22 protein-coding genes are annotated in these 24,750 nt (G+C 65.9%); 18 read left to right on the forward strand and 4 right to left on the reverse strand.

Annotated elements, in window-relative coordinates:
- The first annotated feature begins 31 nt into the window (after positions 1-31).
- The 5 genes from lspA to ilvA all read left to right on the forward strand — a co-directional run bounded on the left by lspA (position 32) and on the right by ilvA (position 6,886).
- Complete coding sequence (gene lspA, locus WFK36_RS06450) at positions 32-628, forward strand: signal peptidase II (RefSeq protein ID WP_336790716.1); 597 nt, start codon at positions 32-34, stop codon at positions 626-628.
- Positions 621-1,547: an RluA family pseudouridine synthase gene (locus tag WFK36_RS06455; RefSeq protein ID WP_008376720.1), complete on the forward strand. Its 927-nt coding sequence runs from the start codon at positions 621-623 to the stop codon at positions 1,545-1,547. The genes lspA and WFK36_RS06455 overlap by 8 nt, the downstream gene beginning before the upstream one ends.
- Before the next feature lie 112 nt (positions 1,548-1,659).
- On the forward strand, positions 1,660-5,193 hold the full coding sequence (gene dnaE, locus WFK36_RS06460; RefSeq protein WP_008376718.1) for a DNA polymerase III subunit alpha: 3,534 nt from the start codon (positions 1,660-1,662) through the stop codon (positions 5,191-5,193).
- Positions 5,194-5,271: 78 nt separating this feature from the next.
- The gene (locus WFK36_RS06465; protein ID WP_008376716.1) at positions 5,272-5,538 is read left to right on the forward strand and encodes a hypothetical protein; all 267 of its coding nucleotides are present in this window, start codon (positions 5,272-5,274) and stop codon (positions 5,536-5,538) included.
- Positions 5,495-6,886, forward strand: a complete 1,392-nt coding sequence (gene ilvA, locus WFK36_RS06470) for a threonine ammonia-lyase IlvA (RefSeq protein WP_336790718.1) — start codon at positions 5,495-5,497, stop codon at positions 6,884-6,886. Before WFK36_RS06465 ends, ilvA begins: the two co-directional genes overlap by 44 nt.
- Positions 6,887-6,893: 7 nt before the next feature.
- On the opposite strand, the gene WFK36_RS06475 is transcribed toward ilvA, so the two are convergent.
- Entirely contained in the window at positions 6,894-7,448 is a 555-nt protein-coding gene (locus WFK36_RS06475) for a hypothetical protein (RefSeq protein WP_336790720.1), read from the reverse strand.
- Complete coding sequence (locus WFK36_RS06480; protein ID WP_336790722.1) at positions 7,445-7,999, reverse strand: hypothetical protein; 555 nt, start codon at positions 7,997-7,999, stop codon at positions 7,445-7,447. Before WFK36_RS06480 ends, WFK36_RS06475 begins: the two co-directional genes overlap by 4 nt.
- A 438-nt stretch (positions 8,000-8,437) precedes the next feature.
- Between WFK36_RS06480 and WFK36_RS06485 the strand changes: the two genes are divergently transcribed.
- Genes WFK36_RS06485 through WFK36_RS06525 form a run of 9 tightly spaced genes read left to right on the forward strand, consistent with a single transcriptional unit; the run spans position 8,438 to position 17,561 of the window.
- Complete coding sequence (locus tag WFK36_RS06485) at positions 8,438-9,262, forward strand: MlaE family ABC transporter permease (RefSeq protein WP_336790982.1); 825 nt, start codon at positions 8,438-8,440, stop codon at positions 9,260-9,262.
- A gap of 1 nt (position 9,263) precedes the next feature.
- Complete coding sequence (locus WFK36_RS06490) at positions 9,264-10,130, forward strand: ABC transporter permease (RefSeq protein WP_008376712.1); 867 nt, start codon at positions 9,264-9,266, stop codon at positions 10,128-10,130.
- Between the two features lie 6 nt (positions 10,131-10,136).
- Positions 10,137-11,429, forward strand: coding sequence for an MlaD family protein (locus tag WFK36_RS06495; RefSeq protein WP_336790725.1), 1,293 nt, complete (start codon positions 10,137-10,139; stop codon positions 11,427-11,429).
- Positions 11,426-12,463 carry an MCE family protein gene (locus WFK36_RS06500; RefSeq protein ID WP_336790727.1) on the forward strand — a complete coding sequence of 346 codons (1,038 nt, stop codon included), beginning with the start codon at positions 11,426-11,428 and terminating at the stop codon, positions 12,461-12,463. Before WFK36_RS06495 ends, WFK36_RS06500 begins: the two co-directional genes overlap by 4 nt.
- On the forward strand, positions 12,460-13,452 hold the full coding sequence (locus tag WFK36_RS06505; protein WP_336790729.1) for an MlaD family protein: 993 nt from the start codon (positions 12,460-12,462) through the stop codon (positions 13,450-13,452). Before WFK36_RS06500 ends, WFK36_RS06505 begins: the two co-directional genes overlap by 4 nt.
- Complete coding sequence (locus WFK36_RS06510) at positions 13,446-14,546, forward strand: MCE family protein (RefSeq protein WP_336790731.1); 1,101 nt, start codon at positions 13,446-13,448, stop codon at positions 14,544-14,546. The genes WFK36_RS06505 and WFK36_RS06510 overlap by 7 nt, the downstream gene beginning before the upstream one ends.
- Positions 14,543-15,628 carry an MCE family protein gene (locus WFK36_RS06515; protein ID WP_008376703.1) on the forward strand — a complete coding sequence of 362 codons (1,086 nt, stop codon included), beginning with the start codon at positions 14,543-14,545 and terminating at the stop codon, positions 15,626-15,628. The genes WFK36_RS06510 and WFK36_RS06515 overlap by 4 nt, the downstream gene beginning before the upstream one ends.
- A gap of 7 nt (positions 15,629-15,635) precedes the next feature.
- Positions 15,636-16,796, forward strand: a complete 1,161-nt coding sequence (locus WFK36_RS06520) for an MlaD family protein (RefSeq protein WP_008376702.1) — start codon at positions 15,636-15,638, stop codon at positions 16,794-16,796.
- A 12-nt stretch (positions 16,797-16,808) separates the two neighbouring features.
- Complete coding sequence (locus tag WFK36_RS06525) at positions 16,809-17,561, forward strand: hypothetical protein (RefSeq protein ID WP_336790734.1); 753 nt, start codon at positions 16,809-16,811, stop codon at positions 17,559-17,561.
- A gap of 5 nt (positions 17,562-17,566) precedes the next feature.
- On the opposite strand, the gene treY is transcribed toward WFK36_RS06525, so the two are convergent.
- Positions 17,567-19,864, reverse strand: coding sequence for a malto-oligosyltrehalose synthase (gene treY, locus WFK36_RS06530; protein ID WP_336790736.1), 2,298 nt, complete (start codon positions 19,862-19,864; stop codon positions 17,567-17,569).
- Positions 19,865-19,873: 9 nt separating this feature from the next.
- Positions 19,874-20,461 (reverse strand): TetR/AcrR family transcriptional regulator, encoded by a 588-nt coding sequence (locus WFK36_RS06535; RefSeq protein ID WP_336790738.1) that lies wholly within the window; start codon positions 20,459-20,461, stop codon positions 19,874-19,876.
- A gap of 98 nt (positions 20,462-20,559) precedes the next feature.
- Between WFK36_RS06535 and WFK36_RS06540 the strand changes: the two genes are divergently transcribed.
- Genes WFK36_RS06540 through bioB form a run of 4 tightly spaced genes read left to right on the forward strand, consistent with a single transcriptional unit; the run spans position 20,560 to position 24,732 of the window.
- Positions 20,560-21,864 carry an adenosylmethionine--8-amino-7-oxononanoate transaminase gene (locus tag WFK36_RS06540; RefSeq protein ID WP_336790740.1) on the forward strand — a complete coding sequence of 435 codons (1,305 nt, stop codon included), beginning with the start codon at positions 20,560-20,562 and terminating at the stop codon, positions 21,862-21,864.
- Positions 21,861-22,991, forward strand: a complete 1,131-nt coding sequence (locus WFK36_RS06545) for an 8-amino-7-oxononanoate synthase (protein ID WP_336790742.1) — start codon at positions 21,861-21,863, stop codon at positions 22,989-22,991. The genes WFK36_RS06540 and WFK36_RS06545 overlap by 4 nt, the downstream gene beginning before the upstream one ends.
- Entirely contained in the window at positions 22,988-23,698 is a 711-nt protein-coding gene (gene bioD / locus WFK36_RS06550) for a dethiobiotin synthase (protein WP_336790744.1), read from the forward strand. Before WFK36_RS06545 ends, bioD begins: the two co-directional genes overlap by 4 nt.
- Entirely contained in the window at positions 23,695-24,732 is a 1,038-nt protein-coding gene (gene bioB, locus WFK36_RS06555) for a biotin synthase BioB (protein WP_008376691.1), read from the forward strand. The genes bioD and bioB overlap by 4 nt, the downstream gene beginning before the upstream one ends.
- Positions 24,733-24,750: the final 18 nt, after the last annotated feature.

A 24,750-nucleotide genomic window follows, 5' to 3' on the forward strand; every position in this document is an offset into this window, starting at 1 on the left:
TAGTGGTCGGCCGATGAGGGACAATCGATGCATGAAGCAAACCGTGCCCGGGCGCAGCGTCGCCCGGACCGTCACTCTGCTCGCCGCCATCGCGGTGACCGTCTACCTGCTGGATCTGCTGACGAAGGTCCTCGTCGTCGCGTTTCTGACGCCCTACGAGCCGATGGAGATCATCGGCGACTTCGTCACGTTCACGCTGATCCGCAACAGCGGTGCGGCGTTCTCGATGGCGACCGGCTACACGTGGGTGCTCACGTTCGTCGCGCTCGCCGTGGTCCTCGGGATCATCCGGTACTCGTCGAAACTCGTCTCGACAGGCTGGGTGATCGGACTCGGCATGGTCCTGGGCGGTGCGCTCGGCAACCTGACTGACCGCATGTTCCGCTCGCCCGGCCCGTTGCGCGGCCACGTCGTCGACTTCATCAAGGTCGGCGACTGGTGGCCGACGTTCAACGTGGCCGACTCCGCCGTCGTGTGCGGCGCGATCCTCCTCGTCGTCCTGACACTGCTCGGCTACGACTACGACGGCACCCGAACGGGGTGGGCGGCTCGCAACGACCCCGACCCGGCGGAGACTGATCCGACCGAGGCCGACAGCACCGATGAGGAGACCGACAACCATGCGTGACTCACGAGCGATGCCCGTGCCCGACGGATTGCACGGCATGCGGACGGATGCGGGAGTCGCGCGTCTGCTCGGACTGTCCCGGACGGTCGCGGCCGGCCTCGCCGACGCGGGTGACATCACCGTGGGCGGCGTCGCAGTCGACAAGGCGCACAAGCTGGTGGCCGGGGCCTGGCTCGACGTGACGCTCCCCGAACCGGAGCGTCCCCTGACGATCGAGCCGACACCGGTGGAAGACCTCGACGTGATCTACCACGACTCGGACATCGTCGTCGTCAACAAGCCGCCGGGCGTCGCCGCTCACCCGTCCCAGGGGTGGACCGGCCCGACGGTGATCGGGGCGCTGGCCGCAGCGGGTTTCCGCATCTCGACGTCAGGTGCGCAGGAGCGGCAGGGCATCGTCCACCGCCTCGACGTCGGAACGTCCGGGATCATGGTGGTGGCGGCGTCCGAACGCGCCTACACCCTGCTCAAGCGAGCGTTCAAGTACCGCACGGTGGAGAAGGTGTACCACGCGCTCGTGCAGGGCCACCTGGATCCGCCGGAAGGCACCATCGAGGCGCCGATCGGCCGCCACCCGGGTTCGGACTGGCGGTTCGCCGTCACCGCGAACGGCAAGCCGTCGACGACGCACTACGAGACGCTCGAGATGTTCGCGGCCGCGTCGCTGCTCGACGTGCATCTGGAGACCGGCCGCACCCACCAGATCCGCGTGCACTTCTCGGCTCTGCACCATCCGTGCGCGGGTGACCCGACATATGGTGCGGACCCGAAGCTGGCCGAACGCCTCGGTTTGGAGCGGCAATGGCTGCATGCTCGATCGTTGGCGTTCGCGCATCCCGCGGACGGTCGTCGTGTGCAGTTCACGACCGACTACCCCGATGATCTGCAACACGCTCTGGACGTCTTGCGAGACGTCTGACAGCCGGGCAGCGCGCCTCATCCGTCACACCCGCGTGTGCGGGACCGGTGGTGTCGTACCGGGCGCATACAGTGGTGTCATTCGAAGCCGAATCTGATCAGGGGAGCCGCACGTGTCGGGGTCGTTCGTCCATCTGCACAACCACACCGAGTACTCGATGTTGGACGGTGCAGCCAAGGTGTCGCCGCTCTTCGCGGAGGCCAAACGCTTGGGGATGACCGCGATCGGCATGACCGACCACGGCAACATGTTCGGGGCGTCCGAGTTCTACAACGCCGCTCGCAAGCACGACATCAAGCCGATCATCGGCATCGAGGCGTACATCGCGCCGGACAATCGCTTCAACACCAAGCGCGTCCTGTGGGGCACACGGGACCAGAAGAGCGACGACGTCTCCGGTTCGGGCGCCTACACGCACATGACGATGGTCGCCGAGAACGAGGACGGCCTCCGGAACCTGTTCAAGCTGTCGTCATTGGCTTCTCTGGAAGGGCAGCTCGGCAAGTGGTCGCGCATGGACGCCGAGATCATCGCTGCACACGCCAAGGGCATCATCGCGACGACCGGATGCCCGTCCGGTGAGGTCCAGACCCGCCTGCGTCTCGGCCACGAGCAGGAGGCGCTCGAGGCCGCGGCGAAATGGCAGGACATCTTCGGCAAGGAGAACTTCTACCTCGAGCTGATGGAACACGGCCTCGAGATCGAGTCTCGCGTGCGCTCGGGCCTGCTCGACATCGGCCGCAAGCTCGGCATCAAGCCGATCGTGACGAACGACTGCCACTACGTGACTCGCGAGCAGGCGACTTCGCACGAGGCGCTTCTCTGCGTGCAGACGGGAAAGACGCTGTCGGACCCGACCCGATTCAAGTTCGACGGCGACGGGTACTACCTGAAGTCGGCGGACGAGATGCGCGAGCTGTGGGACCACCAGGTGCCCGGCGGCTGCGACAACACCGTCGAGATCGGTGAGCGCGTCACGTCCTACCAAGGGGTGTTCACGCACCGTGACCGGATGCCGATCTTCCCCGTGCCGGAGGGATACACGCAGGAGTCGTGGCTGTCGCACGAGGTGATGGCAGGCCTCGATCGCCGGTTCACCGGACAGACGGTGCCGACGAACTACACCGAACGTGCCGAGTACGAGCTCCGCGTGATCAACCAGATGGGTTTCCCCGCCTACTTCCTGGTGGTCGGCGACCTCATCAAACACGCTCTCGAAGTCGGGATCCGCGTCGGCCCCGGCCGAGGCAGCGCGGCAGGGTCACTCGTCGCATGGGCGTTGGGCATCACGAACATCGACCCGATCCCGCACGGGCTGCTCTTCGAGCGCTTCCTGAACCCTGAACGCGTGTCGATGCCCGATATCGACATCGACTTCGACGATCGCCGCCGCGGCGAGATGATCGTCTACGCGTCGCAGAAGTGGGGCAACGACAAGGTCGCTCAGGTCATCACCTTCGGAACGATCAAGACGAAGGCCGCGATCAAGGACTCGGCGCGCGTTCAGTTCGGGCAGCCGGGCTTCGCGATCGCCGACCGCATCACGAAGGCGCTGCCGCCGCCCATCATGGCCAAGGACATCTCGGTTGCCGGCATCACCGATCCGAATCATGAGCGCTTCGGTGAAGCGGCCGAGGTCCGGACCCTCATCGACACCGATCCCGACGTCAAGCGCATCTACGACACCGCGCTCGGCCTCGAGGGGCTGATCCGCAACGCCGGCGTCCACGCGTGTGCCGTCATCATGTCGAGCGAGCCGCTCACCGACGCGATTCCGGTGTGGAAGCGTGCGCAGGACGGCGCGATCATCACCGGGTGGGACTACCCGTCGTGTGAGGCCATCGGTCTGCTGAAGATGGACTTCCTCGGTCTGCGCAACCTGACGGTCATCGGCGACGCCATCGAGAACATCAAGACGAACCGCGGAATTGACCTCGACCTCGACAAGCTTCCGCTGGAAGACCCGGCCACCTACGAACTGCTCGCGCGCGGCGACACGCTCGGCGTGTTCCAGCTCGACGGTGCGGCCATGCGCGAACTCCTCAAGCTGATGCAGCCGACGGGCTTCGAAGACATCGTCGCTGTTCTCGCGCTGTACCGACCGGGCCCGATGGGTGTGAACGCGCACACCGATTACGCCAAACGCAAGAACGGCCTGCAGGACATCAAGCCGATTCACCCCGAGCTGGAGGAACCGCTCAAGGAGATCCTCTCGGAGACGTTCGGTCTGATCGTCTACCAGGAACAGATCATGCAGATCGCGCAGAAGGTGGCCGGGTACTCGCTCGGCGAGGCCGACCTCCTGCGACGCGCGATGGGCAAGAAGAAGAAGGAGATCCTCGACGAGGCCTACGACGGCTTCGCGGAGGGGATGAAGAAGAACGGCTTCTCGCAGGCGGCGATCACCGCCCTGTGGGACACCGTCCTCCCGTTCGCGGGTTACGCATTCAACAAGTCGCACGCGGCGGGCTATGGTCTCGTCTCGTTCTGGACCGCGTACCTCAAGGCGAATTACCCGGCCGAATACATGGCCGGCCTGCTCACGTCCGTCGGCGACGACAAGGACAAGGCTGCGATCTATCTGGCGGACTGCCGGAAGATGGGCATCACCGTCCTTCCGCCGGATGTGAACGAGTCGCGCGCCGACTTCGCCGCCGTCGGGGAGGACATCCGCTTCGGTCTCGCCGCGATCCGCAACGTCGGGTCGGGTGTGGTGGCCTCGATCATCGCGACTCGCGAGAGCAAGGGCGCGTACACGAACTTCTCGGACTATCTCGGCAAGATCGATGTGGTGGCCTGTACCAAGAAGGTGACCGAATCGCTGGTCAAGGCGGGTGCGTTCGACTCCATGGAACATCCGCGCAAGGGGCTGTTCCTGGTGCATGCCGACGCCGTCGACTCGGTCCTCGGGACCAAGAAGGCCGAGGCGATGGGGCAGTTCGATCTCTTCGGAGGCTCCGACATCGAGGACGTCGGCGACGTGTTCGCCGTCAAGGTTCCGGACGAGGAGTGGGACAACAAGCACAAGCTCGCGCTCGAACGCGACATGCTCGGCCTGTACGTGTCCGGGCATCCCCTCGCCGGAGTCGAACACGCGATCTCCGCGCAGACCGACACGTCGATCACCTCGCTGCTGGAAGGCAACATCTCCGACGGTGCGCAGATCACGATCGGCGGCATCATCTCGTCTGTCACGCGTCGAGTGAACAAGAAGGGCGAACCATGGGCTGCCGTCACGATCGAAGACATGGTCGGTGGCGCCGAGGTCTACTTCTTTCCGCGGGCCTTCACGGCGTACGGCATGGACTTGGTGCAGGACAACATCGTCCTCGTCCGGGCGCGTGTCAACAAGCGTGACGACTCGTTGATGATCAGTGCCAACGATCTCGCCGTTCCGGACCTCACCGCGGTCGGGACGTCGAAGCCGCTGATGCTGACGCTGGCCGCGAACAGGTGCACACCGGATCGGATCGGTGCGCTCAAACAGGTCCTGGTCCGGCATCCCGGCACGTCCGACGTTCACGTGACGCTGGTCAGCGACCGTAAGCAGACTCAGCTGCGGCTCACCGACGCGCTTCGGGTGAACCCGACGTCGGCGTTGATGGGCGACCTGAAGGCCCTCCTCGGACCCAGCTGCCTCACCTGACGCTCCATCTGCCGGGTGTGCGACACATCATGTTTCGGGCACCCGAAACTCTTGATCAGGATGCGCTATAGTCGTTATATGACCACCCTGATTCGTGAGGCGACACGGTTGATGCCGACCGTCGACGTCGCAGGCGTGAGCTGGCCGCTGAACAAGCTGCTCGCGGTGCTGTGCGGAGTGCTCGCGGGTGTGTCGGTGATGGTGTTCGGCGGCACGATGGTCGTCGCCGCCTGGATGGCCGCAGCGGCGGCGGTCACAGCGTGGTGGGGCGGCTACGCCTGGTACGGCCGACGGTGGGACGATGGACGGCGTGAGTACGCCGCCGACAGCAGTCGAGAGTTCTGAGCCGCCCGTTCCCGGTCTGACGCCGAGCAGTATCGACGCTGCCGCGGCGCGGCTGGAGGGTGTCGTCTCGAACACTCCTCTCGACGCATGCCCGCGCCTCTCGCGCGACTATGGTGCGCAGATCCATCTCAAGCGCGAAGACCTGCAGACCGTCCGGTCCTACAAGATCCGCGGTGCATACAACGTGATGGCGCAGCTGTCCGAGACGGAGTTGGCGGCAGGTGTCGTCGCTGCGAGCGCAGGCAACCACGCACAGGGTGTCGCGTTCGCATGCGCGACGATGAAGGTCCACGGCCGGATCTACGTGCCCACCACCACCCCGAAGCAGAAGCGTGACCGCATCGTCTGGCATGGCAACGGATTCGTCGAGTTGATCCCGGTGGGGGAGACGTACGACGCCGCTGCGGCTGCTGCGCAGTCGGACGTGATGCGGACCGGCGCCACCTGGATCCATGCATTCGACGACGCGCGCACGGCGTCGGGTCAAGGCACGATCGGCCGGGAGATCCTCGACCAGCTCGACGGACCGCCGGACGTGGTGGTCCTCCCCGTCGGTGGAGCGGGGTGCATGGCGGGAATCGTCACGTACCTTCGGTCGGCGCACCCCACGGTGGCGATCGTCGGTGTGGAGCCCGCGGGTGCGGTGTCGCTCGCAGCGGCGCTCGTCAACGGCGCGCCCTACACGCTCGACGCGATCGATCCGTTCGTCGACGGCGCCTCGGTCAAGCGGATCGGCGCCCTCGGCCACGCAGTGATGGCGGCTGCCGGTGCGCGGGTCGTGGCCCACCCGGTCCTCGCCGCCATCACTGACGCGCCTGCGGCGCCGGTGATCGACGCCGACGAGATCGATCTCGCACCGGGCAGTGTGACGCTCACCCACGTCGACGAGGGCGCCATCTGTTCGACGATGCTGGAGCTGTACCAGAACGAGGGGATCATCGCCGAGCCTGCCGGGGCACTCGCCACTGCAGCGCTGGCCGACCTTCCGATCGCGCCCGGTGCGCGAGTCGTCTCCCTGGTGTCCGGGGGCAACAACGACGTCTCCCGGTACGGAGAGATCATCGAGCGTTCCCTGGTGCATCGTGGCCTCAAGCACTACTTCCTGGTGAATTTCCCACAGGAGCCGGGAGCGTTGCGCAGGTTCCTCGACGACGTGCTCGGGCCGGACGACGACATCACGCTCTTCGAGTATGTGAAGCGGAATAACCGCGACACCGGTGCCGCGCTCGTCGGCATCGAACTCGGCGCCCCCTCGGGCCTCGAGGGACTCGAACGTCGAATGGCGCATTCACGCCTCGACGTCGAGCGCCTCGAGCCGGGAACTCCCGCGTATCGCTATCTCACCTGAGGATCGCTCACCGCTTGAGGCGGACGTTGACCGCCAGCCCGGGCAGCCGGGTCACCTCGATCTTGTCGCCCGCGGTCCCATAGCCGATGCCGCTGCCGTTGATGAACTCCACTTGCCAGTCCTGGCGTGTGTCGCCGTTGATGTAGATGTGGACGGCCCAGACCGCGTAGTTGTTCTCCCAGAAGCAGTAGCGGGGTATGAGACCGTCGAACGACGGCGACGGGTCGTAGCTGAACACCTCCTTGCGCGTTACGTCGGCGGCCCCCGTCGCCACTCTCTGGGCGAACTTCAGGTCGGTCGGTGAGATCGCGTCGACGCAGTGACTGCGCGGCGCGGATATCTCCACGCGGTAGGTGACCTCCTGGTTCGCGTGCGACTCGAACGCGAAGTTCACGTCGAAATGCTCGTCGAGATAGTCCGCGCCCGGGGGCCTGGGGTCGGTCGACCCGCTGCCGAGCGACCCGAAGTCGGGCCGGCCCTCGGCGAACGGCGTGGGGGCGGCTACGACGACGGTGACGAATGCTGCGGCTGCGGCGGCGTACCGCGTGAACGTGGTCCTCATCCCAGATCCGATCCGAGGATGTAGATCTCCACACCCTGCGGGGTGCGGTCGATCAGGATCCGTTTGCCTGCCTTGCCCCATGCGACGTTTCCGTTCTGCAGTTCCACTTGCCAGTCCTGAGTTCCGGTGGACGTGGTCACGTGCACCGCCCACACCTGGTACGTGTTCTGGAACATGCACAGCGTGGGGAAGCCCGCGCCGCTGAGCCGATCCTCGGGTTGCATGGTGAACGTCTCGGTCCGCTCGACTTCCCAGTCGTGCGGGCTCATCGGCACTGTGAAGTCGAGGTTCGCCGGTGCGGCCTCCTCGACGCAGTTCGAGAAGATCGTCTTGATCGAGACTCCGTAGTTCTCTGGCGTGTTGTCGACGAGAAAGGTGAACTTGGCCTGGAACGACTGCCGCGGCTCCTTGCCTGGAGCCGGGAGCGACGACGACCCGAAGTCGGACGAGCCCCTCGGGTCGGCGGCTGCCGGTCCCGGTATGCCGGTCGCGAGAGCGGTGACCGCGCAGAGCGCGAGGCCGGTGCGAATGGCGGTGCGAAGTGTGGACATGGCGTCCTCCGGCGGTGGTCGCGCCCGAGAGTCTCGGGTTCGTCGACATATTGACGCTAGGCCTGTGGTCGATCGGGTGCAGGCTACGCGGGAGTAGTCCTCTGTTCGATCAGCGTGCGAACAGATCATGCCGACTGCGAGGGTTCCGCCGCGCCCCGGGTACTATGTGGCACGCCATCGTTCCAAATGCCCGAATACGCCCCTGACGACCGACAATGCGTCTGTTGTGGATCACACCCTGCAACTATCTGTGACCCGTGGCACCGGAAACGTGTCGTTCTGTGTATGCTTCGAGCCACAGATCTCCGGGGCGACGCTCCGAAGACCATCCGAAGGATCGTGGGGGCAAGGCGGGATGACCGCGTGGCTGCGCCATGACATCGACGATGTGAAGGCAGGGGAGTGAGCACACAGACGGTCGACACCCGGCGCGCCGGCATCGGCGAACGCTGGTCTCGCAGCGGCGTCGGAACGTGGTTCCACGATCACGTGACCAAATCGTTCGAGACGTTCGGGCGACAGCTGGCGATGTTCATCGAAGTCTTCAAGGTCCTCGCCACCGATATCGCGAAGCGTCGATTCCCGTTCAAGGAGTTCATCCGCCAGTGCGCGTTCATGGCGTCGACGTCGGTGTTCCCGACGTTGCTCGTCGCGATTCCCATCGGCGTGATCGTCTCGATCCAGGTCTCCAACATCGCGGGCCAGATCGGTGCGACATCGTTCTCCGGCGCTGCCACCGGCCTCGGTGTGATCCGCCAGGGCGCGCCGCTGGTCACGTCGCTGCTGCTCGCCGGGGCAGTCGGATCGGCCATCGCCGCCGACCTCGGCTCGCGCACCATCCGCGAGGAGATCGACGCCATGAAGGTGATGGGCGTCAATCCGATCCAGCGTCTCATCTCGCCGCGCCTCCTCGCGACGATGGTCGTCGCGTTCCTGCTCTGCGGCTTCGTCTGCTTCGTCGGCTTCATCACCGGCTATGTCTTCAACGTGTACGCGCAGGGAGGCACGCCTGGCAGCTACACGGGCACGTTCGCGTCGTTCGCGAGCACATCGGACTTGATATTCGCGCTGGTGAAAGCCGTGATATTCGGTGCGATCGTCGCTGTTGTCGCCTGTGACCGCGGCTTGAACACAAGTGGCGGACCCGCAGGCGTCGCGAACTCGGTGAACGCGGCGGTCGTGAACTCGGTCCTTCTGCTGTTCACCGTCAACGTGGTGATGACGCAGCTGTTCGCCCTCGTCGTCCCGGCCAAGGTGGTGTGACATGACCGCGTCTCGGTATACGCCGCCTCTGCTGAAGCCCCTCGAATGGGGCCGCAAGGGGCTCGAGGCACCCCGCGATGTTCTCGTCGCGATGGGTCACCTCATCACCTTCCTGGTGAAGTCGATCGGGCTCGCCCCCGTCACCTTCCGCCACTACAAGAAGGAAGTGTGGCGTCTGCTCTCCGACGTCGCATGGGGCAACGGTGCGATCGTCGTCGGCGGCGGCACCGTCGGTGTCATGGTGATCCTCGGCGTCATGGGTGGCGCGACGGTCGGCATCGAGGGCTACACCGCGCTGAATCTGCTCGGCATGTCGCCGGTTACCGGCGGACTGTCGGCGTTCGCGACGACCCGTGAGATCGCGCCCCTGTTGGCGGCGACGGCCTTCACCGCCCAGTCCGGCTGCCGTTTCACCGCGCAGCTCGGCTCCATGCGCATCAGCGAGGAGATCGACGCACTCGAGGCGATCGCGATCAGACCTCTCCCGTACCTGGTGACCACCCGCATGGCGGCGGCCGTCCTCTCGATCATCCCGCTGTACGCGATCTCACTCGCGGCCAACTACATCGCCTGCCAGCTGATGTTCCAGGTGCAGAGCGGCCAGGGCACCGGCACGTACCTGCACTACTTCAACTCGTTCATCATGTCGCGCGACGTCGCGTTCTCCTTCGTGAAGGTGATCGTCTTCGTCCTGCTGACAACCTTCATCCAGTGCTACTACGGCTTCTTCGCGTCGGGTGGCCCCGAAGGCGTCGGCGTCGCGGCCGGACACGCGATCCGACTGTCGATCATCACGATCGTGTTCGCGAATCTGATCATGACGCTCGTCTTCTGGGGCATGTCCGCCGGAATCAGGATATCGGGGTAACCGGCTATGAGAATCGATACCGGAGGCCGTGACCCGTCACTGTCGACGTACTTCGTGCGGGGCGTGATCTTCGCGGCGGTCGCGGCACTCGTCGTGACGCTGCTGATGATGCGCTATCAGGGAAAGTTCGACGACAACACGGAAGTCACCGCACAGCTCACCGATGTCGGTGACGGCTTGATCAGCGGTGCGGACGTCCGCTACAACGGCATGATCGTCGGCGAGGTCGACTCCGTGTCGGTCGTCGGCTCGGCCGGTGACCAACGACGCGACGTGGCGATGCTGCTCGATCCCCGACAGGCGTCGGGGATCCCGAAGAACACGACCGCGCGCACGGTGCCGTCGAACCTATTCGGCGTGAACTCGGTGGAGCTGATTCAACCCAAGAACCCGTCGAGTGACCGACTCGGTTCGGGTGACGTCGTTCCTGCCGACACATCCGAGCCGACGATCCGGTTGCAGGATGCGCAGAACGACCTCCGCACACTTCTCAAGAGTGTGCCGCCGGAGGATCTCGGCATGGTGCTCGGCACCATCGCCGACTCGCTCGACGGCGGCGGCGCGACGTTCTCCACGTTCGTCGGCGTCCTCGACACCTACTGGAAGACGATCAACGCGCAGTTCCCGGCGGGCGCCCCGTCGGGGTTCGACAACTTCAACCGGTCGATCAACGCGTTGGCCGCGTCGACGCCCGAACTGCTCGACACCCTCGGCAAGGCGGTGAAGCCGGCCATGACGATCGTCGAGAAGCAGGACGAGCTGACGGCGTTGCTGACGAACGCGCAGTCGATGCTCGACTCGACGCAGGCACTGTTCGCCAAGAACGGCGACGGCGGCAAGCGCCTCGTCCACGACCTGAACACCATGCTCGGTGCACTCATGTACGAGCCGAACTCGTTGCCGGAGGGCCTCCGCGAGATCTACACACTCGCGACGCGTGTTCTCGGAGTCTTCACCGGCGTGAACGGTCACGTGCAGCTCAACCTCGGCGTCAACTTCGGCGCGTACCAGATGTACACGCGGCAGAACTGCCCGGTGTACGACGGCGGGCCGTACGGCCAGCTGCGCGGGCCCGGCTGTGTCGGCCCGGGCACCGGAACCGGCCCCACCATGTCCGGTCCGTTGTCGGTGTACCCGAACTCGATGAAGCGCAAGGCGTCGAAGAACGTCCGCGGAGTCACCACGAAGCAGGACCAGAAGACGCTGAGCAAGGCACTGGGACGCAAGCCGTCGGCGGCCGAGACCCTGATGGTCGGTCCGTTGGTGTCGGCGGCGCCGGAACAGGGAGGGGAACGGTGAGCAAGAAGAACACCGAGAGCATCCGCAAGCCGTTGATCGGCTTCGGTGTGTTCGCGGTCGTCGCAGTCCTGCTGACCTACATCATCTGGTCGACGCTCGAGCGGTCCGTCTCGGGCGGCACCACCGACTACGCGACGGTGTTCCGCGACGCGTCCGGCCTCAAGGCGGGCGACGACGTCCGCATGGCGGGTGTCCGAGTGGGCCGCGTCCAGGACATCAGCTTGGAAGACGGCAAGGCGCACGTCACCTTCGAAGTGCAGGACGGCCAGCACGTCTACGACAACACACGCGCTGCGATCCGATACCAGAACCTCGTCGGACTGCGATATCTCGCACTGAACCTCGACGGTGCGACGCCGGGCAGTCAGTTGAGCAAAGGCTCCACACTGCGGCTTCCGGGTGAGGACTCGTTCGACGTGACCAAACTGCTCGCGGGGTTCCAGCCGGTCTTCGACACGCTCACGCCGGAACAGGTGAACTCGATGTCGGAGAGCCTCATCCAGGCCTTCCAGGGCGACGAGGTGTCGCTGTCACGGACCATCGCCGAGATCGGACAGGTGGCAGGCGACATGGCCAACCGAGATCAGGTGCTCGGTGCGATCATCACGAACCTGTCCGTTGTCATGCGTGAACTCGCGTCGCAGGGCGACCAGGTCAAGACACTCCTCGACAGCACCGCGACGCTTGTCGAGAACCTGAACACCAACTCGGGCGCCTTCGGCACCGCCATCAGCAAGATCGGCCAGACCGCCTCCGGACTCGGCGGCGTCCTGGCTGACAGTCGCGAGAGTCTCAAGTCGATCGGCTCGGCCGGTGTCAGCGCTACGAACCAGCTGATCGGTGTAGGCGCGAAGCTCGACTCGCTGGCCAAGCAGCTGCCGATCTTCCTTGGACACTTCCCGTTCGTCATGTCTCAGGGCGCATACCTGAACATCTACGCGTGCACATTGGACATCGCGATCGGCGACGTCCTCCTGCCACCCGGTCTGATCACTCAGATCGGCGGATCCAACCATTCGAGTGTGTGCCAGTGAAGAATCGACTGAAATCCTCGTACGACGGCAATCGTCGCCTCTGGTGGGGCATCTTCGGCGCCATCGGCATCATCATCGTCCTGGTTGCGACCGTCGGGCTCAGCCAGGCAGAGTTCGGCAAGCGTGACTACACCGGCGACTTCGCTCAAGCCGGTGGAATCCGCCCCGGCGACAAAGTCCGAGTGGCGGGCATCGACGTCGGAGAGGTCACCGACACGAAGCTCAACGGCGACCATGTCACCATCTCGATGGCCGTCGACGACGAAGTGCAAGTCAAAGAAGACGGATCCGCAGAGATCAAGATGTCGACGCTCCTGGGTCAGCGCTACATCGACATCGTCGTCGGAGAGTCGGACAAGGATCTGTCGGGGGAGCGGATAACCGACACGCGGGTGCCCTACGATCTGCAGCAGACCCTCGCCAAGGGCACCCCGGTTCTCGCCGGGATCAACTCTGAGGATCTCGCCAACAGCATTCGGACGCTGAACACACAGCTCAAGGGCGCACCGGCGATCATGGGGCCCACACTCGACGCGCTGACTCGCATGTCGAAGATCATCAACGACCGCAGTTCGCAGATCGACACTCTCCTCACCGACACGAAGGCTGTGACCGAGCAGGTCCAGAGCAGTCAGTTCCAACTGGCGATCATCGTCGGCCAGGGCGCTCAGCTCGCGAACAAGATCACGACTCGTGAACAACTCGTCACCAGGATGCTCGACGGAATCGCCGAACTCACCGAGCAGGCTCGGGCCGTCGCGGCGGAGAACGGCAACACATTCGCTCCGCTGATGGCCAACCTCGACACGATCTCGTCCGGGCTGGAGAAGAACCGCGACAACCTACGGAAGCTCCTGGAGGTACTGCCGGTGACCGCCCGCTTGACCACCAACCTCATGGCTGACGGTCCGTACGCGAACGGCTACCTGCCGTGGGGACTGTTCCCCGACAACTGGCTCTGCGCCGCGCGGGTGGTGGAAGGATGCTGACCGCACCCCGCCGCGCGTTCGCCGCGGCCGCCATGACGGCAGTCGTCGCGCTCGGCGTGACCGGCTGCTCACTGATGCCGGCGAGTTGGACCACCGCACTCGGCCAAGCCAAATCGGTGACGGCGTACTTCGACGACGTGTCCGGGCTGTTCGTCGGCAACGACGTCGCCGTCCTCGGCATGCCGGTCGGGCGCATCACGTCGGTCGAACCGGAGGGCACCCGCGTCAAGGTGGTCTTCACGGTCAGCAATGACGTCGACGTTCCCGAAGACGCCACCGCGGCGATCGTCAACACGTCGATCGTCACCACCCGGCACATCGAATTGACGCCGGCTTACACCAAGGGCCCGACGCTGCAGGACGGTGGAACCGTCAAGAACACGGAGGCCCCGGTTGAGATCGGGACGCTGTTCGACGCGGTCGACTCGCTCGTGGAGAACCTGTCGGGCGACAAGCCGGGCACCGGTCCCATCGCCGATTTCGTCGACGTCACGTCCGGCATCGCATCGGGCAACGGTGCGAAGCTCCGCGACGCACTCACCGCATTGGCCGCGGCAGGCAAGACCGGCGCCGACAACAGCGACTCGCTCACCGAGATCCTCAAGGCGATGAGCACGCTCACCACGGCGCTCACCGACAACTACCCGAAGATGATGGCGTTCTCCTCCTCGATGACTCAGGTGTCGCAGATGCTCGGCGACCAGTCCGTCGGACTCGTCGCGACGCTCGACGATCTCAACAAGGCGTTGCAGAACACGTCGGAGTTCCTCGAGGCCAACTCGGGCACGATCAGTTCGTCGACGTCTCGAATGGCGGCCGTGACGGCGAACCTCTCGGACTTCTCGCGCGAGGTCGTCGACGGAATCGACATGGCGCCGTTGCTGTTCCAGAACCTCTCGAACTCGATCTCCGCCGAACAGGGCGCCTGGCGTGCCTCGGTGCTGCTCGACAAGTCGTTGGTCGACAACGAACTGTCCAACCGTCTGTGTGAGGCGATCAACGTGAACAAGAAGGGCTGCCGTACTGGTCAGCTGGGCGATTTCGGCCCCGACCTCGGCATCTACTCAGGACTGTTGGGGTTGTTGCAGAAATGAACCGCATGAGGAAGGTCGCAGCGACAGCTGTCGCTCTGGTCACCACGGTGAGCCTCGCCGCCTGCGGCTCGATCCCAGGCTTGACCGTTGAGCAGATCCCGCTGCCGGCGCCGGGCGGAATCGGTGACTCCATCACCGTCCACGCGCTGTTCGACAACGCGTTGAACCTGCCTGCCCAGGCGAAGGTCCGGCTCGCGGGCACCGACGTCGGACAGGTCGACGACATCGTCGCCTCGAACTATCGGGCCGACGTCACGATGTCGGTGTCGACGAGCGTGAAGCTGCCGGTGGGCACCGGAGCCGAACTCCGTCAGGCCACGCCGCTCGGTGACGTGTTCGTCGCGCTCATCCCGCCCGCGGATTCGTCGAAGGGGCTCATCGCCGACGGGGGCAAGCTCACCGGGCCCACATCGGCTGCCGCGACCGTCGAAGACCTGCTGGTCAGCATGACCGGGCTGGTCGACGGTGGCGCAGTGGGCGCCATGCAACGGATCTTCACCGAACTGTCGACCGCACTGTCGGGCAACGCGCCCGAACTCCGCGGCGCCATCGACGGCTTCACCACAGCCATCGACAAGATGAATCGCAACGCGGGCGCGGTCGACAAGGCGTTCGCGACGACGGCGAATCTCACCCAGTCGCTCGCCGACGGTCGTGCGCAGTTGGCCGCATCGATCAACAAGCTGCCCGGCGCGATCGACGCCGTCAACGGCGACATCGGATTGATCCTGTCGACACTGGACAAGACGAACAACGTCACCGACGCGACCAACGACTTCCTCCGGTCCGAACGGCAGAATCTGCCGGAACTGCTCGGTCACCTCAACACCACGTTGATCGCACTGGGCAATGCGGCGCCGACCCTCGGCCCGCTGGCCGACGCGATGGAGAAACTGAACCCGAAGTGGATCAAGTCGACTCAGGGCTCGGCGGCCCTGGTGTCGGCGAAGGTGTTCTGGCTGACACCCGGCGTCGGCTTCGACTCGGCGTCGAGACTGCCTGAGGCGTCGGACATCATGCAGGGGGATCACGCCCTGCAGCAGACGTTGGCTCGTCTGCTCGCACGACTGGCGGGGCGGTGATCGCACGATGATGGCATGGCTGCGTGAACACAAGATCATGGTCGGCAACCTCTCCCTGGTGCTGGTCATGCTTCTCGGACTGGCGTATCTCGCTTTCGGCTCACTGAGCTGGCGTCCGTGGCAGGGCACCTACGACGTGACCGTCCATTTCCCGCAGTCCGGAGGACTGCAGGAGACCAGCAAAGTGATGCTGCGCGGCTCGGAGATCGGCCACGTCCGCACGATTCAGGTGACGCCGACCGACGTCGTCGTCACGATGCGTCTCGACGACGACGTCAAGATCAACAAGAACAGCAAAGTGTCCGCGCTGGGCCTGTCCGGTGCGGGTGAGCAGTACGTCAACTTCACCCCGACCACGAACGACGGTCCCTTTCTGGAGGACGGATCGATCGTCCAGGTCGGCCAGACTCATGTGACCGTCGCGTTCTCGTCGATGCTGCAGTCGACTCTCGACGTGGTCGGTCAGATCGATCCGCCGAAGCTGACGGCGTCGCTTCAGCAGTTGGAGATCGCCCTCAACGACCGCGGTCCCAACCAGTTGAAGTCGATCTTCCACTCGGGCGGTGTGATCTTCGCCGATCTGGCCAAGACGCTTCCGCAGACCACGAAGTTGATCCAGAACCTCGGGACCATCTTCAAGACGACCGCGAACGCTCAACCCGATCTCGACACGCTCGCCAAGGGATTCAACAAGGTCGCGACGGCGGCCGCGAATGCGGACGGCGAACTCCGACAACTGCTCGGCCGCGGCCCAGCGCAGTTCAGCTCGCTCGCCGGCTCATTGTCGACGATCAGCGATCCGCTCGCCGACCTTGTCAAACAGTTCGCCGACATCGCCCGTCAGGGTGCGTTGCGGGCGCCGACGATGGCCACACTGTTCCCGTCCATCCGTGACGGCAGCGTGCAGGCGCAGAAGATGTTCCACGACGGCGCCTGGTGGGCTCTGGCCTCGATCTACCCGAGGCCGTCGTGCAACTACTCGATAGCGCCGACGCCGCCCACACAGGTCCTCGAACTTACCGTCCCGAAGAACCTGTACTGCGTCACCAACGACCCGACACTGCAGACCCGTGGCGCCGCGAACGCTCCGCGCCCGAAGGGCGACGACACGGCTGGTCCGCCGCCGAACTATGATCCGAACGCGCGTACCGTTCCGCTCGACCGATAGAGAAAAGGACACATGAGTTCCGAGACACCAGAGACCGACACCACCGACGACTCCGCGGTGAACCTCGACAAGACTGGTGACGACATCGCCGACGAGGCGACCGTCGAGCCCGACGAGGTGAAGGTCAGCGGCGTCGCAGCAAAAGCGAAGGCGAAGGCGCAGGCACGCGAGGCGGAAGCCGCCGCCGACCGTGAGTTCACGGTATCGGCGCGCACGCTCAAGCGGGTCGTCGCGGGAGTCGTCGGTGTGGCGGTTGTCGTCGCCATCGCCTTCGGCGGGTGGACTCTGTTCGACACCAAGCGTGAACTCGCCGCATTCGACGACTCCCAGACCGCGGCGTCGGCCTTTGTGACGAAGTACTTCGAGGTGCTGTTCAGCAAGGACCAGTCGGCGTCGGCCTTGAAGGACGCTGTGCTTCCGATGACGACCGGCGCATTCCACGATCGGGTCGAGAAGGACTCGCAGGGTGCGGTGGACTTCGCCAAGGAGACGAAGATCGACAACTTCACCACGAAGGTGACGTCGTCGTCGGTGAAGACGTTCAGCAAGGACCACGCCGTTGTGGTGATCGCCGTGGAGTTGAAGGGCACCAGTGCCACCGCGCCGACCGGCGGCACCAACCTGGCGCTGGTGCAGTTGACCGTCGACAAGGTCGACGGCGACTGGCTCGTCTCCGACTTCGCCGTCGTCCCCGGCGTTCCGAACGGAGCGACCACCCCGGGTGCTCCGACGCCTTCGGCGCCCGCGCCGCAGCCCGGGGGCTGAGCCTCCTACAGGAGTTCGAGAATCGCGAAGGGTCGAGAACCGAGGATCGTGGATGCGGTGGCCTGCTCGGAGTGGTCGGCTCCGGTCTCGGCGTCACGCCACAGCCCCGGCGGTAGCGGAACCACGGCCTCCTCGCGTGCCTCGACAGTGCGAAAGGTGTGCGCCAAACGCACGGCGAGCACCACGACTCGGGCCTCACCGTCGACGTCGCGGGAGAATCCGACGACGTGTGTGGAGTTCGTTCCCTTCGACATGATGTCGGTGTAGCCGCTGTCGCGACCGAAGGCCGTCGGGGTGCGGCGACGCACTGCGAGGGCGGTGATGATCGCTCGGGTCTTCGGGTGATCGAGGGACTGCGTGTAGTCCACTGGTCTCCGGTTGTCCGGGTCGGTGAGCGAGTCGTCCCACCACTGGGTGCCCTGATAGATGTCGCCGACTCCGGGCAGCAACAACGACAGCACTTTGCGCGCGATCGCCTCGTCACGTCCCGCGTCCGCGATGACGTCGACGAAGTTGCTGATCAGCGTGGCGGCGGGGCCCGTGTACAGAGATTCGAGCCAGGCGAGCATCGCGTGTTCGGCGTCGTCGTCGACGGCTGTCCACGACGAGATGAGGCCGGCTTCGCGCATCGCTTTGCGCGCGTATGCGGCGAGGCGATCGCACAGCGCGGAGTCGGGCACGTCGCCCTGTGGCCACAGTCCGACGACGTTCTGCAGGAGGAAGTACGCGGTGCGATCGTTCGGCGGAGGGACGACTCGCCAGAGGGTCATCACAAGCACAGACCAGCGTTGCGGGGTCTGCGCGATGACGGCGATCCGCGCGCGTACGTCTTCGCTGCGTTTCGTGTCGTGCGTCGACAGTGCATTCATCGACAGCGGCCAGTCCCGGGCGCGATCGGCCTGATGACCGTGGAACTCGGTGCGGTTGACCGACGGAACGAGAGGCGAGCAGCCCAGTTCGTTGTTCGAGACGAGGCGACCGGTCCGGTGATACCCGATGTCCTCCATCGCCTTCGCGTTGACGGCGGCGACGGCCTCGCCGAGACGGGCGATGGCACCGGGCGCGTGATCGCGGTGAGTGAACGTGAACTCCAGTGCGTCCAGCGCATCGGCCATCGTCGGGTTGGCCTCGGCGATCCGGTCGATCGACGCGACGACGTCGTCGACGAGCGACGGGTAGTCGGGCCGGGCGAGTCTGGCGTCGCAGATCAGTGTCGTCACGGCTTGCTGGATGTTGTGGACCGGCACGTCGGGTGCGGCGGCCGCGAAGAGTTCTGTGGTGCGGCGGACGCGGTCGGAGAACAGGTCGATCAACGTCACATGCTTGAGGTCCTTCGCGCGCGCGGTCAGATCGTCGCCGTCGCCGCTGACCCCGGTCATCCGTTGGCTGGTCTCCGACAGTTCGATCGTTCCCGACGCCGCCGTGTAGGCGCCTTCGATGATGCGGAGCGTGTCGTACCCCGTCGTCCCGTCGACGACGAGCGCCGGATCGAGACGCTCACCCACCGACAGTCCCTTCTCGACGTAGAACAAGCGGTCGCCGATCACTCGGCGCAGTCGAGCGCAGTAGCCGACGGGATCGGTGAGCCCGTCGAGGTGATCCACCCGCACACCGTCGAAGAGGTCGTCGGCCGCGAGCTCCGTCAGCCACCCGTGAGTCGCGTCGAAAACGTCGACGATCTCCTGCCGGAGCGCCGCCAGATCGTTCACGGCGAGGAAACGCCGATACCCGATCTGCATGCTGTCGAACGGGACGAGTCGATAGTGCTGTCGGGCGAGGACGGCGAGCGGGCCATCGCCTGGAGCAGCGGTCCCTTCCGCGGTCGTGAGAACCCGATCGTGGAGCCGGAGACAGCCGTCGTCGTCGAGCCGGAGCGCGGTGAGGTCGCCGTCGGCGCCGAGCCACGGCAGGCACAGGGCTCCGTCGCCGAAGTTGAGGTCGAGGTCGAAGTAGTGGGCGTACGCGGAGTCGGCGCCGTTCCGGAGGACGTCGGCCCACCAGGGATTGTGACGTGCGTCGGCGATGCCCAGGTGATTCGGCACGATGTCGAGGATCACGCCGATGCCGACCGCCTGAGCGTGTGCGCGAAGCAGGCGGAATCCGTCGAGGCCGCCCAGTCCGGCATCGATGCGGGCGGGTGGGCACCAGTCGTAGCCGTGTGTGGAGCCGGGCATCGCCTGCAGGATCGGCGAGAGGTAGAGATGGCTGACACCGAGGTCCGAGAGGTGATCGAGGATTCCGACGACCTCGGCGAAAGCGAAGTCGGGCGTCAACTGGACGCGGTACGTCGCTATCGGCTCCACGCGATGATGTTACCGACCTGGACGCCCGTTCACTCCGCGTCCGGCGACCGCTCCGGCGACGATTACGGAGAGCCCGGATGCGAACTCGGCGTCGAAGTCGCGACCGGACGGCTCGATGACGCCGAGCCGTTCCATCTGAGTGCGCGTCTGCTCTTCGATCGTGAGGCCGATCGTCAACTGGCACACGGCTGTCGCGACCCCGGCGGATGTCTGTGTGTCGAGACCTCCGCTTCGCGCCACCCCGACGACGAGGTCGACCGCATCGCGGCCCGACAGGCCCGACGCCCATGCCGAGGACACGATCTCTGCGCTGTCGGGGACGGCGAGCAGGGCGCGACGCATGGAGATCGCGACGGCACGGATCCGGTCGGCGAGATCGCCGCCGTCGGGCGACGTGGCCGGGTGTGAGACGACCGGGGAGAGGATGTCGTCGGCGAGGGCGGCGAGCATCGACTGCTTGTTCGGGAAATGCCAGTACAACGCGTTCGGTCGAACGCCGAGGTCGGTTGCGAGGCGCCGCATGGTCAGGTCGGCGAGGCTGTGCTCGGCGAGGATGGCGCGTGCGGCGGCGAGGACGTCGGCCCGGGTGTTGCTCACCAGGCAACCATAGCGACCTGTACGACGTACAGGTACTTCCTGTACGGTGTTCAGGATCAGCGGACCGGCTGTGATCTGACCCGACGAGAGGAGCGCGCGTGGGACCCGACACGATTGCACAACTCGACGCCGAACACGTGTGGCACCCGTACGGCGGATTCCCGTCGACCACCCGCCCGAGAATCGTCGAGTCGGCGTCCGGCGTCCACCTTCGGTTCGCCGACGGGACCGAGGCGGTCGACGGCATGAGTTCGTGGTGGGCCGCGATCCACGGCTACCGGCATCCCGTGCTCGACGACGCCGCCGCAGCGCAACTCGGGCGCATGTCGCACGTCATGTTCGGCGGACTCACGCACGAGCCTGCGGCCCGGCTGGCCGGCCTGCTCGTCGACCGCACTCCCGATGCGCTCCGGAAGGTGTTCTTCGCCGACTCCGGGTCGGTGTCGGTCGAAGTGGCGGTCAAGATGGCCGTCCAATACCAACGCGGCCGCGGACTCGTCGGCCGAACGAAGATCCTCACGTGGCGCGGCGGCTACCACGGCGACACGTTCGCTCCGATGAGCGTGTGCGATCCCGACGGCGGCATGCACTCGATGTGGCGGGGAGTCCTCGCCGAGCAGGTGTTCGTACCTGCTCCGCCGACCGACTTCGACCCGTCGTACATCGAGGCTCTCGACCGGTCGCTCGCCGTGCATGCGGGCACGATCGCCGCGGTGATCGTCGAGCCCGTCGTCCAGGGGGCGGGCGGTATGCGCTTCCACGATCCGCGTCTGGTCGCCGAACTGCGCAGGCTGTGCACCGTGCACGACGTGCTGCTCATCTGCGACGAGATCGCCACCGGGTTCGGTCGTACGGGGGAGATGTTCGCCGTCGACCATGCGGGGGTGACGCCGGACATCATGTGTGTCGGCAAGGCTCTCACCGGCGGATACATGACTCTCGCGGCCACGCTCACCACCGACGAGGTGGCCGATGTGATCAGTGGGGGCGAGGCGGGCGGTCTGGCCCACGGGCCTACCTTCATGGCGAACCCGCTCGCCTGCGCGGTCGCATGCGCGTCGATCGGTGTCCTCAGCGAATCCGACTGGCGTACTCGCGTGCCCCAGATCGAGCGGCGTCTCGCCGACGGTCTCGCGCCGCTGGCCGTGCTCGACGGCGTCGCCGACGTGCGGACGCTCGGCGCGATCGGAGTCGTCGAACTCGACAGGCCCGTCGACATGGTCGCCGCCACCGACGCCGCACTCGATTCGGGTGTGTGGCTGCGGCCGTTCCGCAATCTGATCTACACGATGCCGCCGTTCATCGCCGACGACGCCCACCTGACCGCGATCACCACCGGAATCACCGCAGCCGTCCACGCGACCCTCGAGCAGGAGCGGTCCCTCCAAGGAGTCCCGGCATGACCGCCGCGTGGCTCGCCGACGTCGCCGAGCGCACGGCCGCGGCCGGGCTGCATCGGGCGCCGGTCGCCCGACAGTCCGGTGCCACGGAGATCAATCTCGCGTCCAACGACTACCTCGGCCTGTCGACGCATCCCGATGTGATCGCGGGTGCGCATGCCGCGATCGACACGTGGGGAACCGGTTCGACGTCGTCGAGGCTGGTGGTCGGAACCGTTCAGGCGCATCTGGACTTCGAGAACGACTTCGCCGACTTCGTCGGTGCCGGCGCGGCACTGATGTTCTCGTCGGGGTACCTCGCGAACGTCGGAGCTGTGACGGCGCTGGCCGGCCGAGGCGATCTGATCGTGAGCGACACGGGAGCGCACGCCTCGTTGATCGACGGCTGCCGACTGTCTCGCGCACGTGTGGTCGTCGTCGATCGCGGAGACCACCACGCAGTGCGTCGTGTGCTGTCCGAGCGGACAGAGCAACGGGCCCTGGTGGTCACCGACTCCGTGTACAGCATCGACGGACGACTTGCACCGCTGCGCGAGTTGTACGCAGCCACACGAGCGACCGGCGCAACGCTGCTCGTCGACGAGGCCCACGCGATCGGAGTGCGCGGCCCAGGTGGAAGGGGACTGGTCGCCGAATGCGGCCTCGCCGGTTCTCCAGACCTCGTCGTCACCGCCGTGTGCTCGAAATCGTTGGGTGCGCAGGGCGGCGTGGTTGCGGGGTCGGTGTTGCTCAGAGACCATCTGATCGACCATGCACGGACCTTCATCTTCGACACCGGTGTCAATCCGGCCGCGGTGGGCGCCGCTCACGCAGCATTGCGTGTGCTCATCGCGAATCCGCACCTTCCCGATCGTCTGCTTGCCGGCGCACGCCGCATCGCGGCCGCTGTCGGCGCGGACCGGCCCGAGTCGGCAGTCGTCTCACTCATCGTCGGCGACCCCGCCGCAGCGGTCGCCGCAGCACAGGAGTGCCGAGACCGCGGAGTGCTCGTGGGTTGCTTCCGGCCGCCGTCGGTGCCGGAGGGCACGTCGCGACTGCGCTTGACGATGCGGGCCGACGTCGACGACGCGACCATCACCACCGTCGCAGCGGTCGTCCGGAACGCGCTCGGCATGGCAGGTGCGGCATGACCGCCCGGATCGTCGTGGTCACCGGCACCGGAACGGACGTCGGCAAGACGATCGCGGTCGCGGCGCTTGCGGCATCGGCTCGGGCGAACGGCCTGTGCGTCGGCGTCTGCAAACCGGCCCAGACCGGGATCGCGCCCGGCGAGCCCGGGGACCTCGCCGTGGTGACCGCACTCGCGGGTGACGTCTCGACGCGCGAACCGGCTCGCTACCCCGAGCCTCTCGCCCCGGAGACCGCTGCGAGGCGTGCTGGTCTGGCCTACGTGACGCTCGACGATGTCCACTCGGCCGTCTCTGATCTCGCGCAGACGTGCGACCTCGTGATTGTCGAAGGCGCGGGGGGCGTGCTCGTCCGGCTGGCGCCCGACCTCACTGTTCTCGATCTCGCGCGTGACCTCGGTGCGCAGATCCTCGTGGTCACCGATCCGGGTCTCGGAACTCTCAATCACACCGAACTCACCGTTCGGGAGATCCGGCGCGCGGGACTCGGCGTCGACGGCTTGATCATCGGCGCATGGCCTCCGCAGCCGGACCTCGCGATGACATGCAACCGCGACGACCTGCAACGTCTCACCGGCGTACCGATCGTCGCGACCCTTCCCGCAGGCGCCGGATCACTCGACCCTGCGGCCTTTCAGATCAACGCACCGACCTGGGTGCGCAGCCCCATCACCAGCCCGACCACCTCACAGCCAGGAGTACACCCGTGACGACAACCGAACAGCGCAACGACCCGACCGGGGCGGCCACCGACGACATCCTCGCGATCGCCCGCGAGCAGGTGCTGGAACGAGGAGTCGGGCTCGACCGCGACCAGGTGCTGCGTGTCCTGCAACTGCCGGAGGACCGGCTCACCGAACTGTTGGCATTGGCCCATGACGTGCGCATGCGCTGGTGTGGCCCGGAGGTCGAGGTGGAGGGCATCATCTCGCTGAAGACCGGCGGATGCCCGGAGGACTGCCACTTCTGCAGCCAGTCCGGACTGTTCTCCTCACCGGTCCGCAGTGCGTGGATCGACATCCCGTCGCTGGTCGAGGCCGCCAAGCAGACTGCCAAGACCGGTGCAACCGAGTTCTGCATCGTCGCCGCGGTCCGCGGTCCGGACAAGCGACTGCTCAGCCAGGTCGCGGCAGGCATCGAAGCCATCCGCAACGAAGTCGACATCCAGATCGCGTGCAGCCTCGGCATGCTCACCCAAGAGCAGGTCGACGAACTGGCGGCGATGGGCGTCCACCGCTACAACCACAACCTGGAGACGGCGCGCAGCCACTTCCCGAACGTCGTCACCACCCACACGTGGGAGGAGCGGTGGGGGACGCTGCGGATGGTCCGCGATGCCGGCATGGAGGTGTGCTGCGGCGGCATCCTCGGCATGGGGGAGACGCTGGAGCAGCGCGCGGAGTTCGCCTCCGACCTCGCGTCACTCGACCCGGACGAAGTGCCGTTGAACTTCCTGAACCCCCGCCCGGGCACTCCCTTCGGCGACCTCGACGTCTTGCCCGCCTCGGAGGCGCTGGCCGCTGTCGCCGCCTTCCGGCTGGCGCTGCCGCGCACCATTCTGCGCTTCGCGGGCGGGCGAGAGATCACCCTCGGCGACCTCGGAGCGCAGCAGGGCATTCTCGGAGGCATCAATGCCGTGATCGTCGGAAACTACCTGACGACCCTCGGCCGTCCCGCCGAGAACGACCTCGATCTTCTCGCCGATCTGTCGATGCCGATCAAGGCCCTCAATGACACGATCTGACGTGTCGTCCGCGGCGTG

This window comes from Gordonia malaquae, assembly GCF_037148075.1.
GTDB classification, from domain to species: domain Bacteria; phylum Actinomycetota; class Actinomycetes; order Mycobacteriales; family Mycobacteriaceae; genus Gordonia; species Gordonia malaquae.

Bases quoted from the DNA above. Each gene is read 5' to 3' on its own strand.
- lspA (WP_336790716.1), top strand. From the start codon at position 32: ATGAAGCAAACCGTGCCCGGGCGCAGCGTCGCCCGGACCGTCACTCTG.
- WFK36_RS06455 (WP_008376720.1), top strand. From the start codon at position 621: ATGCGTGACTCACGAGCGATGCCCGTGCCCGACGGATTGCACGGCATG.
- WFK36_RS06465 (WP_008376716.1), top strand. From the start codon at position 5,272: ATGACCACCCTGATTCGTGAGGCGACACGGTTGATGCCGACCGTCGAC.
- ilvA (WP_336790718.1), top strand. From the start codon at position 5,495: ATGGACGGCGTGAGTACGCCGCCGACAGCAGTCGAGAGTTCTGAGCCG.
- WFK36_RS06475 (WP_336790720.1), bottom strand. From the start codon at position 7,448: ATGAGGACCACGTTCACGCGGTACGCCGCCGCAGCCGCAGCATTCGTC.
- WFK36_RS06480 (WP_336790722.1), bottom strand. From the start codon at position 7,999: ATGTCCACACTTCGCACCGCCATTCGCACCGGCCTCGCGCTCTGCGCG.
- WFK36_RS06490 (WP_008376712.1), top strand. From the start codon at position 9,264: ATGACCGCGTCTCGGTATACGCCGCCTCTGCTGAAGCCCCTCGAATGG.
- WFK36_RS06495 (WP_336790725.1), top strand. From the start codon at position 10,137: ATGAGAATCGATACCGGAGGCCGTGACCCGTCACTGTCGACGTACTTC.
- WFK36_RS06510 (WP_336790731.1), top strand. From the start codon at position 13,446: ATGCTGACCGCACCCCGCCGCGCGTTCGCCGCGGCCGCCATGACGGCA.
- WFK36_RS06515 (WP_008376703.1), top strand. From the start codon at position 14,543: ATGAACCGCATGAGGAAGGTCGCAGCGACAGCTGTCGCTCTGGTCACC.
- WFK36_RS06520 (WP_008376702.1), top strand. From the start codon at position 15,636: ATGATGGCATGGCTGCGTGAACACAAGATCATGGTCGGCAACCTCTCC.
- WFK36_RS06525 (WP_336790734.1), top strand. From the start codon at position 16,809: ATGAGTTCCGAGACACCAGAGACCGACACCACCGACGACTCCGCGGTG.
- WFK36_RS06545 (WP_336790742.1), top strand. From the start codon at position 21,861: ATGACCGCCGCGTGGCTCGCCGACGTCGCCGAGCGCACGGCCGCGGCC.
- bioD (WP_336790744.1), top strand. From the start codon at position 22,988: ATGACCGCCCGGATCGTCGTGGTCACCGGCACCGGAACGGACGTCGGC.